Raw genomic sequence first — 14,928 nt, 5'->3', positions numbered from 1 at the left:
TCGTCAGGAGTAATTATGTTAAGGGTCTACCACTCCAATCGTCTGGATGTGCTGGAAGCGTTGATGGAGTTCATCGTCGAACGCGAGCGGCTGGATGATCCCTTTGAACCAGAAATGATTCTGGTACAAAGCACGGGTATGGCGCAGTGGCTGCAGATGACCCTTTCACAAAAGTTTGGTATTGCGGCGAATATCGCTTTTCCGTTACCGGCGAGTTTTATCTGGGAGATGTTTGTCCGCGTGTTGCCGGATATCCCCAAAGAAAGCGCTTTCAGCAAACAAAGCATGAGCTGGAAACTGATGACCTTGCTGCCGCAGTTGCTGGATAAGGATGAGTTTGTACTGCTGCGCCATTATCTGACCGACGACACTGATAAACGCAAACTCTTTCAGCTTTCCGCGCGCGCCGCCGACCTGTTCGATCAGTATCTGGTTTATCGGCCTGACTGGCTTACGCAGTGGGAGGCGGGAGAAACCGTGGAAGGTCTGGGGGAGGCGCAAAACTGGCAGGCGCCGCTGTGGAAAGCATTGGTGGAATATACCGCCGCGCTGGGGCAGCCGCGCTGGCATCGCGCCAATCTCTACCAACGCTTTATTCAAACGCTGGAAAGCGCGACCGCCTGCCCGCCAGGGTTGCCGTCCCGCGTTTTTATTTGCGGCATTTCCGCGTTACCGCCAGTGTATCTCAGAGCGTTGCAGGCGCTGGGCAAACATATTGAAATTCATCTCCTTTTTACTAATCCGTGTCGGTATTACTGGGGGGACATTAAAGACCCAGCCTGGCTGGCAAAACTCATGGCTCGCCAGCGTCGTCACAGTTTTGAAGACCGTCATTTACCGTTGTTCCGTGAAAACCAGAATCCGGAAGCCTTATTTAACAGCGACGGTGAACAGGATATCGGTAATCCGCTACTGGCCTCATGGGGAAAACTGGGGCGGGATTATATCTACCTGCTATCTGAACTGGAAAACAGCCAGGAGCTGGATGCGTTTGTTGATATTACGCCAGATAATCTTTTGCATCGGATTCAGGCGGATATTCTTGAACTGGAAAGCCATGCGGTGGCGGGCGTAAACCTTGAGGAGTATTCGCGCAGCGACAATAAGCGTCTGCTCGATCCCGAAGATAACAGCCTCTCTTTTCACGTTTGTCACAGCCCGCAGCGCGAGGTGGAGATACTGCACGATCGCCTTCTGGCGATGCTGGAAGCCGATCCGACGCTAACGCCGCGCGACATTATCGTTATGGTGGCTGATATTGACAGCTATAGCCCGTTTATCCAGGCGGTATTTGGTAGCGCGCCAACGGAGCGCTATCTGCCTTATGCCATTTCCGATCGGCGGGCACGTCAGTCACATCCGGTGTTACAGGCATTTATCAGCCTACTTTCGTTACCGGACAGCCGCTTCGTCTCCGAGGATGTTCTGGCGTTGTTAGACGTACCGGTATTGGCTGCCCGCTTTACGATCAACGAAGAAGGGCTGCGTTATTTGCGCTTGTGGGTCAATGAGTCAGGCATTCGCTGGGGAATTGACGATGACAACGTACGCGAGCTGGAACTTCCTGCCACGGGACAGCATACATGGCAATTTGGCCTGACGCGTATGCTGCTGGGGTATGCCATGGAAAGCGCCCAGGGCGAGTGGCAGTCGGTTCTGCCTTATGACGAATCCAGCGGTCTGATTGCTGAGCTGGTCGGGCATCTGGCTTCGCTGCTGATGCAGCTTAATATCTGGCGGCGCGGTCTGGCGCAGGAGCGACCGCTGGAAGAGTGGTTGCCCGTTTGTCGCGACATGCTCAATGATTTCTTCCTGCCCGATGCGGACACGGAAGCGGCAATGACATTGATTGAACAGCAGTGGCAGGCCATTATCGCCGAAGGCGTCGCGGCGGAATATGGCGACGCGGTACCGATTTCGCTACTGCGGGATGAACTGGCGCAGCGTCTGGATCAGGAACGTATTAGCCAGCGCTTCCTGGCGGGCCCCATCAATATTTGTACGCTGATGCCGATGCGTTCCATTCCGTTCAGAGTCGTTTGCCTGCTGGGAATGAACGACGGCGTATACCCGCGCCAGCTTGCGCCGTTGGGCTTTGACCTGATGAGCCAAAAACCCATGCGCGGGGATCGAAGCCGTCGCGACGATGACCGCTATCTGTTTCTGGAAGCGTTAATCTCGGCGCAGCAGACGCTGTATATCAGCTACATCGGTCGCTCCATCCAGGATAATAGCGAACGCTTTCCCTCTGTACTGGTGCAAGAATTGGTGGATTACATCGGACAAAGCCACTATTTGCCGGGCGACGAAACGCTGACCTGTGATGAGAGCGAAGCACGAGTCAAAGCGCATATTACGCGTCTGCATACCCGTATGCCTTTTGATGCGCAAAATTACCAACCCGGCGAACAGCAAAGCTATGCCAGAGAGTGGTTGCCTGCGGCGAGTCAGTCGGGAAAAGCGCATTCTGACTTTGTGCAGCCGCTTCCTTTTACGATGCCGGAAACATTGACTCTGGAAAGTCTGCAGCGTTTTTGGGCCCATCCGGTACGCGCATTTTTTCAGATGCGGCTTCAGGTTAATTTCCGCTCGGAAGAGAGTGAGATTCCTGATGCGGAACCGTTTGAATTAGAGGGATTGACGCGATATCAACTTAACCAACAGTTGCTCAATACGCTGGTTGAAGAGGACGACGTCGAACGCTTGTTCCGCCGTTTCCGGGCAGCGGGAGAGCTGCCTTACGGCGCGTTTGGCGAAATATTCTGGGATGCGCAATGTCAGGAGATGCAGCAACTGGCAAGCCGGGTCATCGCCTGCCGTAAGCCGAGCCAAAGCCTGGAAGTGGATCTGCTTTGCAATGGCGTTCAGCTAACCGGCTGGCTACCGCAGGTACAGGAGGATGGATTATTGCGCTGGCGTCCCGCTTTAATCAGCGTTGCGCAAGGTGTGCAACTTTGGCTGGAACACCTTGTCTATTGTGCCAGCGGCGGGAGTGGCGAAAGTCGCCTGTTTTTGCGCAAAGAGGGAGAATGGCGATTTCCGCCTCTTGATAAAACGCAGGCAATGGCTTACCTGGCGCAACTGATTGAAGGCTACCGGGAAGGCATGTCTTCTCCGCTATTGGTACTGCCGGAAAGCGGCGGCGCATGGATAAAAGCCTGTTATGACGCTGAAAATGATGTCATGTTAGACGACGATGATACCTTACAGAAGGCCAGGACAAAGTTTTTACAGGCTTATGAAGGCAACATGATGGTGAGCGGCGAAGGCGAAGATATCTGGTATCAACGTCTTTGGCGTCAGCTGGAATCTGAAACGTTGCAGGCTATCATTGCGCAGTCCCGGCATTACCTGTTACCGCTGTTTCGTTTTAATCAGTCTCGTTGATTGTATGAAAATCGCGCCATTAAAAGGCTTCGACTATGATGCGCTCTTCGTCACGGACTGATTACTGATAAAAAGATGCTGCCTGGTTCAGCACAATAATATCCCGTTCTGCTCAGGTCGATGGTTTACGTGACCATACAGATGAGTGGGAATGAAAGTTAATGATGAGGTCCGTGAATGCCCCGCAGCACCTGGTTCAAAGCGTTATTGTTATTGGTCGCCCTCTGGGGGCCTGCAGTTCAGGCGGATATCGGTTGGCAACCGCTGCAAGAAACTATCCGTAAAAGCGATAAAGATACCCGGCAGTATCAGGCGATACGTCTTGATAATGACATGGTGGTGTTGCTGGTATCCGATCCGCAGGCTGTAAAGTCTCTTTCAGCGTTAGTGGTGCCCGTTGGATCGCTTGAAGATCCTGAGGCTCATCAGGGGCTTGCTCATTATCTTGAGCATATGTGCCTGATGGGGTCAAAAAAATATCCGCAGGCGGATAGCCTTGCCGAATACCTTAAAAGACATGGCGGTAGCCATAACGCCAGCACTGCGCCTTATCGAACAGCCTTCTACCTGGAGGTTGAAAACGATGCGCTTCCAGGCGCCGTAGATCGCCTGGCCGACGCCATTGCCGCGCCATTGCTCGATAAAAAATACGCCGAACGCGAACGAAACGCGGTGAATGCCGAGCTGACGATGGCGCGCACCCGCGACGGTATGCGTATGGCGCAGGTAAGCGCCGAAACCATTAACCCGGCGCATCCAGGCTCGCACTTTTCTGGCGGCAATCTGGAAACGTTAAGCGATAAGCCGGGAAATCCGGTGCAACAGGCGTTGATCGCTTTTCATGAAAAATACTATTCATCTAATCTGATGAAGGCGGTGATTTACAGTAATAAACCCTTGCCGGAACTGGCGAGTATTGCCGCCGCAACCTATGGTCGCGTGCCGAATAAACAGATTAAAAAACCGGAAATTACCGTACCTGTCATCACCGAGGCGCAGAAGGGCATCATTATTCATTACGTGCCGGCGCTACCGCGTAAAGTGCTGCGCGTGGAGTTTCGTATTGATAACAATAGCGCGCAGTTCCGTAGCAAGACCGATGAACTGGTCTCTTATCTGATTGGCAATCGTAGCCCGGGGACGCTCTCTGACTGGCTGCAAAAACAAGGACTGGTCGAAGGTATTAGCGCGGATTCCGATCCGATTGTTAATGGTAACAGCGGCGTATTTGCCATTTCGGCAACGCTGACCGATAAAGGTTTGGCCAATCGTGATGAAGTCGTCGCAGCTATCTTTAGCTATCTCAATACGTTACGTGAAAAAGGGATAGATAAACGTTACTTTGACGAGCTGGCGCATGTGCTGGATCTCGACTTCCGCTATCCGTCGATTACCCGCGATATGGACTATGTCGAATGGCTGGCGGACACTATGATCCGCGTCCCGGTAGCGCATACGCTGGATGCGGCGAATATCGCCGATCGTTACGATCCTGCCGCTATCAAAAATCGCCTGGCGATGATGACGCCGCAGAATGCGCGCATCTGGTACATCAGTCCCCAGGAACCCCATAATAAGATTGCGTATTTTGTGGATGCGCCTTATCAGGTCGATAAGATTAGCGAACAGACGTTTAAAAACTGGCAGCAAAAAGCACAGGGCATTGCGTTGTCGCTGCCGGAGTTAAACCCCTATATTCCTGATGATTTTACGCTTGTTAAGAATGACAAAAACTACGTGCGGCCAGAACTGATTGTCGATAAAGCGGATTTGCGCGTGGTTTATGCGCCGAGTCGTTATTTCGCCAGCGAGCCAAAAGCTGACGTGAGCGTGGTATTGCGTAATCCGCAGGCGATGGACAGCGCCCGCAATCAGGTACTGTTCGCCCTTAATGATTATCTGGCGGGAATGGCGCTCGATCAGCTCAGCAACCAGGCGGCAGTGGGCGGCATTAGCTTTTCTACTAACGCCAACAATGGTCTGATGGTCACTGCGAACGGTTATACCCAGCGTTTGCCGCAGCTTTTCCTGGCGTTGCTGGAAGGATATTTTAGCTACGACGCCACGGAAGAACAGCTGGCGCAGGCGAAATCCTGGTATACGCAGATGATGGATTCTGCGGAGAAGGGAAAAGCCTACGAGCAGGCGATTATGCCGGTGCAGATGATTTCGCAGGTGCCTTATTTTTCCCGTGATGAACGTCGCGCTTTGCTGCCGTCCATTACGTTGAAAGAGGTAATGGCCTATCGTAATGCGTTAAAAACGGGCGCTCGTCCGGAATTTCTGGTTATAGGGAATATGAGCGAAGCCCAGGCGACCTCTCTGGCGCAAGATGTTCAAAAACAGCTCGCGGCGAACGGATCGGCGTGGTGTCGCAACAAAGACGTGGTGGTTGAGAAAAAGCAGTCCGTAATATTTGAAAAAGCGGGCAGTAGCACCGACTCCGCGTTAGCAGCGGTCTTTGTCCCGGTCGGCTACGACGAGTACGTCAGCGCCGCCTACAGCGCGATGTTAGGTCAGATTGTTCAACCGTGGTTTTACAATCAGCTACGAACCGAAGAGCAACTGGGATACGCCGTTTTCGCCTTTCCGATGAGCGTTGGCCGTCAGTGGGGAATGGGATTCCTGCTACAGAGCAACGATAAACAGCCCTCTTACCTGTGGCAACGCTATCAGGCATTTTTCCCTGACGCCGAGGCGAAGCTGAGGGCGATGAAGCCGGAAGAGTTCGCCCAAATTCAGCAGGCGATCATTACGCAAATGCGCCAGGCGCCGCAAACGTTGGGCGAAGAAGCATCCCGTTTAAGCAAGGATTTCGATCGGGGTAATATGCGCTTTGACTCGCGTGATAAAATCATCGCTCAGATAAAATTGCTGACGCCACAAAAGCTTGCCGACTTCTTCCACCAGGCGGTGGTGGAACCACAAGGTATGGCAATATTGTCACAGATTGCCGGTAGCCAGAATGGAAAAGCAGAATACGTGCATCCGACAGGCTGGAAAGTGTGGGATAACGTCAGCGCATTGCAGCAAACGTTACCTCTAATGAGCGAAAAGAATGAATGATGTCGCCGAGACTCTTGATCCTCTGCGCTTGCCCCTGACAGGCGAGCGTCTGATTGAAGCATCAGCGGGCACAGGCAAAACGTTTACTATCGCGGCGCTGTATCTGCGGTTATTGCTCGGTCTGGGCGGCAGTGCCGCATTTCCCCGTCCGTTGACCGTTGAAGAACTGCTGGTGGTAACCTTTACGGAGGCCGCCACTGAAGAGCTGCGTGGGCGAATTCGCAGTAATATCCATGAGTTGCGCATCGCCTGTCTGCGAGAAAGCACGGATAATCCGCTGTATGCCCGCTTGCTGGAAGAAATTAGCGACAAAAAGCAGGCCGCGCAGTGGTTATTACTGGCGGAACGACAAATGGATGAGGCCGCGGTTTTTACCATCCACGGTTTTTGCCAGCGTATGCTCAGCCTGAACGCTTTCGAATCCGGTATGTTGTTTGAGCAACAGCTTATTGAAGACGAATCTTTGTTGCGTTATCAGGCCTGCGCCGATTTCTGGCGGCGTCATTGCTATCCGCTGCCGCGCGACATCGCGCAGGTGGTGTTTGACGTATGGAAGGGGCCGAAGGCGCTCTTAAAGGATATCGATCGTTATCTGCAGGGCGAAGCGCCGGTCATTAAAGCGCCGCCATCGCAGGAGGAGACGCTGGCATCGCGTCATGAACAGATCCTGGCGCGCATCAACCAGGTGAAGCAGCAGTGGTGTGAGGCGGTTAGCGAGCTGGACGCGCTAATCGAATCATCCGGCATCGATCGCAGAAAATTCAACCGCGGCAATCAGGCGAAATGGATCGAAAAGATCACCGCGTGGGCGCAAGAAGAGACCAAAAATTATCAATTACCCGAGGCGTTGGGAAAATTTTCACAGCGTTTTTTAGCTGAGCGCACCAAAGCTGGCGGCGTGACGCCCCAGCACCCATTGTTTGTCGCCATTGATAACCTGTTGGGCGAACCGCTATCGATTAAAGATCTGGTTCTTACCCGAGCGCTCTCAGAGATCCGTGAAACGGTGGCTCAGGAAAAACGACGGCGCGGCGAGCTGGGGTTTGACGATATGCTCAGCCGTTTAGATACCGCGCTGCGTAGTGAAAGCGGCGAGGCGCTGGCTACGGCGATTCGTACCCGTTTTCCGGTGGCGATGATCGATGAATTTCAGGATACCGACCCACAACAGTACCGTATTTTTCGCCGTATCTGGCGACATCAACCCGATACGGCGCTATTGCTGATTGGCGATCCTAAGCAGGCGATTTATGCGTTTCGTGGCGCGGATATCTTTACCTACATGAAGGCTCGCAGCGAAGTGAGCGCGCACTATACGCTTGACACTAACTGGCGCTCCGCGCCGGGGATGGTGAATAGCGTTAACAAGCTGTTCAGTCAGATGAACGACGCCTTTATGTTCCGCGATATTCCCTTCAGTCCGGTAAAGTTTGCGCCCAGAAACCAGTCGCTGCAATTTAAAGTGAATGACGCGCCTCAACCGGCGATGACCCTGTGGCTAATGGAGGGGGAAAGCTGCGGTTCGGGCGATTATCAAAGTTATATGGCGCAGGTGTGCGCCACGCAAATTCGCGACTGGCTGCGCGCCGGACAAACGGGCGACGCGCTGCTGACGAATGGCGATTCGTCGCGGCCCGTTCGCGCCTCGGATATCAGCGTGCTGGTGCGCAGCAGGCGTGAGGCCGCGCTGATACGGGATGCGCTGACCTTACTGGCGATCCCCTCCGTCTATCTTTCTAACCGCGACAGCGTATTCGAAACGCTCGAAGCGCAGGAAATGCTGTGGGTGTTGCAGGCGGTGATGGCGCCCGAACGTGAGAATACGCTACGTAGCGCTCTGGCGACATCAATGATGGGCCTTACCGCGCTGGATATCGAAACGCTTAACAATGATGAAAATGCGTGGGATGCGGTTGTCGAAGAGTTTGATGGCTACCGGCAGATTTGGCATAAACGCGGCGTGATGCCTATGCTGCGCGCGTTAATGTCGGCGCGCAATATTGCTGAAAACCTGTTGGCGACAGCGGGAGGCGAACGTCGGCTGACGGATATTCTGCATATTAGCGAACTGTTACAGGAAGCCGGTTCGCAGCTGGAAAGCGAACATGCGCTGGTGCGTTGGCTGGCGCAACATATCCTTGAACCCGATAGCAATGCTTCCAGCCAGCAACTACGTCTGGAAAGCGATAAGCATCTGGTGCAAATCGTCACCATTCATAAATCGAAAGGTCTGGAATACCCGCTGGTCTGGTTACCTTTTATCACCCATTTCCGCGTGCAGGACCAGGCTTTTTATCACGACAGGCACTCCTACGAGGCGGTGCTGGACCTTAGTCACGCCGAAGAGAGCATAGCACTGGCGGAAGCCGAACGCCTGGCGGAAGACCTGCGCCTACTTTATGTCGCGCTGACCCGTGCAGTGTGGCATTGCAGCCTAGGCGTCGCGCCGCTGGTGCGGCGTCGCAGCGATAAGAAAGGCGAGACGGATGTGCACCAAAGCGCGCTTGGGCGACTCCTGCAAAAAGGCGAACCGATGGATGCCGCAGGCCTTCGCGCCTGTATTGAGGCGCTATGCGACGAGGATATCGTGTGTCGAACGCCAGGCAGTACGGATAACGACCGCTGGCAAATTGCCGCTGCATCGCACGCGGAACTCAGCGCCAGAACGCTGCAACGTCTGCTTTATGATAGCTGGCGCGTTACCAGTTATTCCGGTTTGCAGCAGCGGGGACATAGCGTGGCGCAAGATCTTATTCCTCGTCTCGACATTGACGCCGCAGGCGTTGGCGAAGCGGCGGAAGCGCCGGCAATGACGCCGCATCACTTTCCTCGCGGGGCATCGCCGGGAACATTTTTGCACAGCCTGTTTGAAGAGCTTGATTTTACTCAACCGATAGACCCCCAATGGGTACAGGAAAAACTGGAGCTGAGTGGTTTTGAAACGCGATGGGAGCCCGTACTTACCCGCTGGCTGGACACCGTGTTACACGTTCCCCTTAACGAGACGGGCGTTAGTCTGAGCGTGCTGACCGAGCGTGAAAAACAGGTCGAAATGGAGTTTTATCTGCCGATTGCCCAGCCGCTTACCGCCGGAGAGCTGGATGCGTTGATTCGTCGATACGACCCGCTTTCAGCAGGTTGCCCTGCTCTGGATTTCATGCAGGTTCGCGGCATGTTAAAGGGCTTTATCGACCTGGTGTTCCGTTATGAGGGGCGCTATTACCTGCTCGACTATAAATCTAACTGGCTGGGCGAGGATAGCGCCGCTTATACCCAGACGGCGATGGCTGCGGCGATGCAGGCGCATCGCTATGATTTGCAGTACCAGCTTTATACGCTGGCATTGCATCGTTACCTTCGTCATCGAATGGCGAATTACGACTATGAACGCCATTTCGGCGGCGTCATCTATCTCTTTTTACGCGGGGTGGATAGCGAACGTCCGCAGCAGGGTATTTTTACCACTCGTCCTGCGGCGGCGTTAATTAACCAACTGGATGATATGTTTGCAGGTGAAATGAGTGAGGAGGCGCAATGACAATCCAGGAGCGGTTGCTGGAGGCCGTTGAACAAAAACTCTTACGGCCCATTGATGCCCAGTTTGCTTTAACCGTCGCCGGTAACGACGATCCCGCCGTGACGCTGGCGGCAGCGCTGCTTAGTCATGACGCAGGTGAAGGTCACGTGTGTCTGCCATTGTCGCGTTTAACGTTAACGGAGGAGGCGCATCCCTTACTGGTCGCCTGGATAAGCGAAACGGCTACGCCAATTGACTGGAAAAAGCGGTTACTGGCGTCTGCGGCGGTTAGCTGCGGCGATAGCCCCGCGCCGTTAATTCTGTGCGGCGATCGCCTCTACCTGAATCGCATGTGGTGCAACGAGCGTACGGTTGCGCGCTTTTTTAACGAGGTTAACCAGGCCATCGCCGTAGATGAAGATCAGTTATCCCGTATTCTGGACGCGCTATTCCCTCCGACAGACGAGGTGAACTGGCAAAAGGTGGCCGCCGCCGTAGCGCTAACTCGCCGTATCTCCGTGATTTCAGGCGGTCCCGGCACCGGTAAAACCACCACCGTCGCGAAGCTGCTGGCGGCATTAATTCAAATGGCGGATGGCGAACGTTGCCGTATCCGGCTGGCGGCGCCGACCGGGAAAGCGGCCGCACGCCTGACGGAGTCGCTCGGCGCGGCGTTGCGTCAGCTTCCTCTTACCGATGCGCAGAAAAAGCGTATACCGGAGGACGCCAGTACGCTGCACCGACTGCTGGGCGCACAGCCCGGCAGCCAGCGATTACGCCATCATGCGGGCAACCCGCTGCATCTGGACGTGCTGGTGGTCGATGAAGCATCAATGATTGATTTGCCGATGATGTCACGTTTGATTGACGCTCTGCCGCCGCACGGGCGGGTCATTTTTCTTGGCGATCGCGATCAGTTGGCATCCGTGGAGGCGGGCGCTGTGTTGGGCGATATTTGCGCCTATGTCAACGCAGGGTTTACGGCGGAACGCGCCCGACAGCTAAGTCGACTAACAGGGAGCGCCATTCCGGCGGGGGCCGGAACGCAAGCCGCGTCTTTACGCGATAGCCTCTGTTTGTTGCAAAAGAGCTACCGTTTCGGCAGCGATTCTGGCATCGGCAAGCTGGCGGCGGCGATTAACTGCGGCGACAGGTCGGCAATCCAGGCTGTTTTTCAGCAGGGGTTTAGCGATATAGAGAAGCGTACATTGCAAAGCAGCGACGATTATGCCGGGATGCTGGATGAAGCGCTGGCGGGCTATGGTCGCTACCTGCGGTTGCTGCATGAGAAAGCGACGCCGGAGGCAATCCTTCAGGCTTTCAATGAGTATCAACTGCTTTGCGCGCTGCGCGAAGGCCCATTTGGCGTGAGGGGACTGAATGACCGCATTGAGCAGGCGATGGTGCAGCAACGAAAAATTCAGCGGCATCCGCATTCTCGCTGGTATGAAGGGCGTCCAGTAATGATTGCGCGCAACGACAGCGCGTTGGGGCTATTTAACGGCGATATTGGTATTGCGCTCGATCGCGGGCAGGGGTTACGCGTCTGGTTTGTGATGCCGGACGGCACGATCAAGTCCGTTCAGCCCAGCCGTCTGCCGGAACATGATACAACCTGGGCGATGACGGTACATAAATCTCAGGGGTCTGAATTTGATCACGCCGCGCTGATTTTACCCAGCCAGCGTTCGCCGGTCGTGACGCGGGAGCTGGTGTATACCGCTGTTACTCGGGCGCGGCGGCGGTTATCTCTGTATGCCGATGAACGGATCCTGGCAAGCGCGATTGTGACACGTACGGAGCGGCGCAGCGGATTAGCCACCTTATTTGATGAAGTCAGTCGTACCGGATAAGACGAGTTCTCGCCGGATGGCGACGCGTAGCGTCTTATCCGGCCTCCAAATGATGCTTTCGAGCGTAGGCCTGATAAGCGCAGCGCCATCAGGCCCCTCTTGTTATCCTAAATCCGCCATCAGCACCTTTGAACGTCGCTGATAGTTATACATTTTTTTCTTGCTCTCAGGCAGTAACTCAATATCGACAGGCGTGAAACCGCGCTCCTGGAACCAGTGAATACTGCGCGTCGTCAGCACAAACAATTTACTCAGCCCCATTTGCCGCGCCTGGGCGGCAACCCGCTCCAGAAGCACTTCTCCACGCGATGAGCTGCGATAATCCGGATGCACCGCAACGCAGGCCATTTCGCCTATTTTCTCTTCCACAAAAGGATACAGCGCCGCGCAGGCGATAGTCATATTATCGCGCTGAATAATGGTAAATTTATCGATCTCCATCTCCAGTTGTTCACGGGAACGGCGTACCAGAATGCCCTGCTGTTCCAGTGGGCGGATAAGCTCCAGAATACCGCCAATATCGTTGATGGTGGCGCGGCGGATCTGCTCGGCGCTCTCCATGACGATCTGCGTACCGATACCATCACGCGAGAACAGTTCCTGTAATAGCGAGCCATCTTCCTGATAGCTGATCAGATGGCAACGACGAACGCCGCTACGACAGGCTTTTACCGCGCCGCGCAAAAAACGTACGGTTCCGGAGTTGTAATCGCCCTGCGCTTCCAACTCTTCCACCCGCGCCTGCGCTTCATTCGGGAAGAGTTCAGAAATGATGCCGCCCTCGCTATTGGTAACGCCCTGAGAAGAACAGAAACCGATCATTTTTTCCGCTTTCAGTTTAACGGCGAGTTGAGTGGCAATCTCTTCTGAGGTCAGATTAAAACTTTCGCCGGTCACTGAGACGGCGACCGGCCCCATCAGAACGATCGCGCCGTTATCCAGCTGGCGGTTGATCGCATCTTCATCAATGCGCCGGATACGGCCGCTATGACAGTAGTCCACGCCATCATCAACGCCCAGCGGCTGCGCAATGGTGAAATTGCCGCTGACGACATTAATGTGCGCGCCCTGCAGCGGCGTATTGTTCAGACTCATCGACAGACGGGCGGTAATATCAAGCTGGAGTAAACCGGCGGCCTGTTTCACCAGCTCCAGTGCTTTGGCGTCCGTCACCCGCGTGTTTTTGTGGTAAATCGGTTCATGATGATGCGCGGCCAGATTGGCGTCGATTTGCGGTCGCGCGCCATACACCACGACAAGGCGAATACCGAGGCTATGCAGTAGCCCGATATCGCTAACGATGCTGGAAAAATTGTCATGCTCAATGGCTTCGCCGCCGAGCATAATGACAAAGGTTTTTCCGCGATGGGTGTTGATATAGGGAACTGAATGGCGAAACCCTTCTACCAGTTCGGTTTTACGTTCCTTTATCATTGCGCGTCCTACTAGTGAATTATTATTCGAAATTAGCGTATTTTTATTCTGTTTTTGCCCTCTGTGCAAGCGTAAATTTTATGCGGTCCGATCGCTTTTCTTAGTAATGCCGTGAATATAAAAAGAATGTTTACCCTTTTATAGATGACAGATTATGCGTCATTCGCTAAAGTTTCCGGTCAATTTGGATGAACTTTGTATGATCTCTATTTAGTTTTTGCTCGGGAGAAGCATGTCGGGAGCCAATTCAGCAATCAGCCGTCGCCGTTTACTACAAGGCGCGGGCGCCATGTGGCTATTAAGCGTGAGCCAGGTCGGGCTGGCTGCCGTAAGCCAGGTCGTTGCGGTGCGTATCTGGCCTGCGTCCAGCTATACCCGCGTCACGGTAGAGTCGAATCGTCTGCTGAAATATAAACAATTTGCCTTAAGTAACCCGGACCGCGTGGTAGTAGATATTGAGGATGTGAATCTGAACTCGGTGCTTAAAGGCATTGGCGCGCAGATTCGCAGCGACGATCCGTATATCAAATCCGCAAGGGTAGGGCAGTTTGATCCTAAGACTGTGCGTATGGTCTTTGAGCTAAAACAAAACGTGAAGCCGCAGCTATTTGCGCTGGCGCCTGTGGCAGGCTTTAAAGAACGTCTGGTGATGGATCTTTATCCTGCCAATGCGCAGGATATGCAGGATCCGCTGCTGGCGCTGCTGGAAGACTACAATAAAGGCGATCTGGATAAACAGGTGCCGCCTTCGCAAAGCGGGCCGCAGCCCGGTAAAGCGGGGCGCGATCGTCCTATTGTCATTATGCTTGATCCGGGACACGGCGGCGAAGACCCCGGTGCGATAGGCAAATACAAAACGCGTGAAAAAGACGTGGTGCTCCAGATAGCCCGCCGCCTGCGCGCGTTGATCGAAAAAGAAGGCAACATGAAGGTCTATATGACGCGCAATGAAGACATCTTCATTCCGTTAAAAGTCCGGGTGGCGAAAGCGCAGAAACAGCGCGCCGACCTGTTTGTCTCTATTCATGCGGATGCCTTCACCAGCCGGCAGCCTAGCGGTTCATCCGTATTCGCGCTATCGACCAAAGGCGCCACCAGTACCGCGGCGAAATATCTGGCGCAAACGCAGAACGCCTCGGACTTAATTGGCGGCGTGAGCAAAAGCGGTGACCGTTATGTCGACCATACGATGTTCGATATGGTGCAATCGCTGACCATTGCCGATAGTTTGAAATTCGGTAAAGCGGTGTTGAAGCAGCTTGGTAAAATTAATGACCTGCATAAAAACAAGGTCGAGCAGGCGGGGTTTGCGGTGTTAAAGGCGCCCGATATTCCGTCTATTCTGGTCGAGACGGCGTTTATCAGTAACATTGAAGAAGAACGCAAGCTCAAGACCGCGACGTTCCAGCAACAGGTCGCAGAGTCGATTCTGGCGGGCATTAAAGCGTATTTTGCCGATGGGGCGACGCTGGCGAGAAGAAGTTAACCTGAGATGACGGCGAGTTTATTGCGCGGGTAAGTAGGATGCTGCCCGCACTGTCGTTGCGGACCAGACGACAGATACAAAAAAACACCCGTAAGGGTGTTCATTAAGTTGGTTGCGGGGGCCGGATTTGAACCGACGACCTTCGGGTTATGAGCCCGACGAGCTACCAGGCTGCTCCACCCCGC

6 protein-coding genes are annotated in these 14,928 nt (G+C 54.1%); 5 read left to right on the top strand and 1 reads right to left on the bottom strand.

What is annotated here, in order from left to right; translation table 11 throughout:
• Positions 1-15: 15 nt before the first annotated feature.
• The 4 genes from recC (at position 16) to recD (ending at position 11,823) form a co-directional block, all read left to right on the top strand.
• Entirely contained in the window at positions 16-3,387 is a 3,372-nt protein-coding gene (gene recC, locus NA624_RS19995; RefSeq protein WP_000946811.1) for an exodeoxyribonuclease V subunit gamma, read from the top strand.
• A gap of 177 nt (positions 3,388-3,564) precedes the next feature.
• A complete protein-coding gene (gene ptrA / locus NA624_RS19990) occupies positions 3,565-6,453 on the top strand; it encodes a pitrilysin (protein ID WP_001138240.1) in 2,889 nt (962 codons plus the stop codon).
• Positions 6,446-9,991, top strand: a complete 3,546-nt coding sequence (gene recB, locus NA624_RS19985) for an exodeoxyribonuclease V subunit beta (RefSeq protein WP_001000548.1) — start codon at positions 6,446-6,448, stop codon at positions 9,989-9,991. Before ptrA ends, recB begins: the two co-directional genes overlap by 8 nt.
• On the top strand, positions 9,988-11,823 hold the full coding sequence (gene recD / locus NA624_RS19980; protein WP_000155138.1) for an exodeoxyribonuclease V subunit alpha: 1,836 nt from the start codon (positions 9,988-9,990) through the stop codon (positions 11,821-11,823). Before recB ends, recD begins: the two co-directional genes overlap by 4 nt.
• A 102-nt stretch (positions 11,824-11,925) precedes the next feature.
• On the opposite strand, the gene argA is transcribed toward recD, so the two are convergent.
• The gene (gene argA / locus NA624_RS19975) at positions 11,926-13,257 is read right to left on the bottom strand and encodes an amino-acid N-acetyltransferase (protein WP_000588965.1); all 1,332 of its coding nucleotides are present in this window, start codon (positions 13,255-13,257) and stop codon (positions 11,926-11,928) included.
• A 232-nt stretch (positions 13,258-13,489) separates the two neighbouring features.
• Here argA and amiC point away from each other — a divergent pair, with 232 nt between their 5' ends.
• Entirely contained in the window at positions 13,490-14,743 is a 1,254-nt protein-coding gene (gene amiC / locus NA624_RS19970; RefSeq protein ID WP_000011919.1) for an N-acetylmuramoyl-L-alanine amidase AmiC, read from the top strand.
• Positions 14,744-14,928 lie beyond the last annotated feature (185 nt).

This window comes from Salmonella sp. NW38 (genome assembly GCF_051807745.1).
GTDB lineage: Bacteria > Pseudomonadota > Gammaproteobacteria > Enterobacterales > Enterobacteriaceae > Salmonella > Salmonella enterica.
The sequence above is the reverse complement of the archived record's forward strand: the minus strand, read 5'-3'. Positions and strand labels throughout refer to the sequence as shown.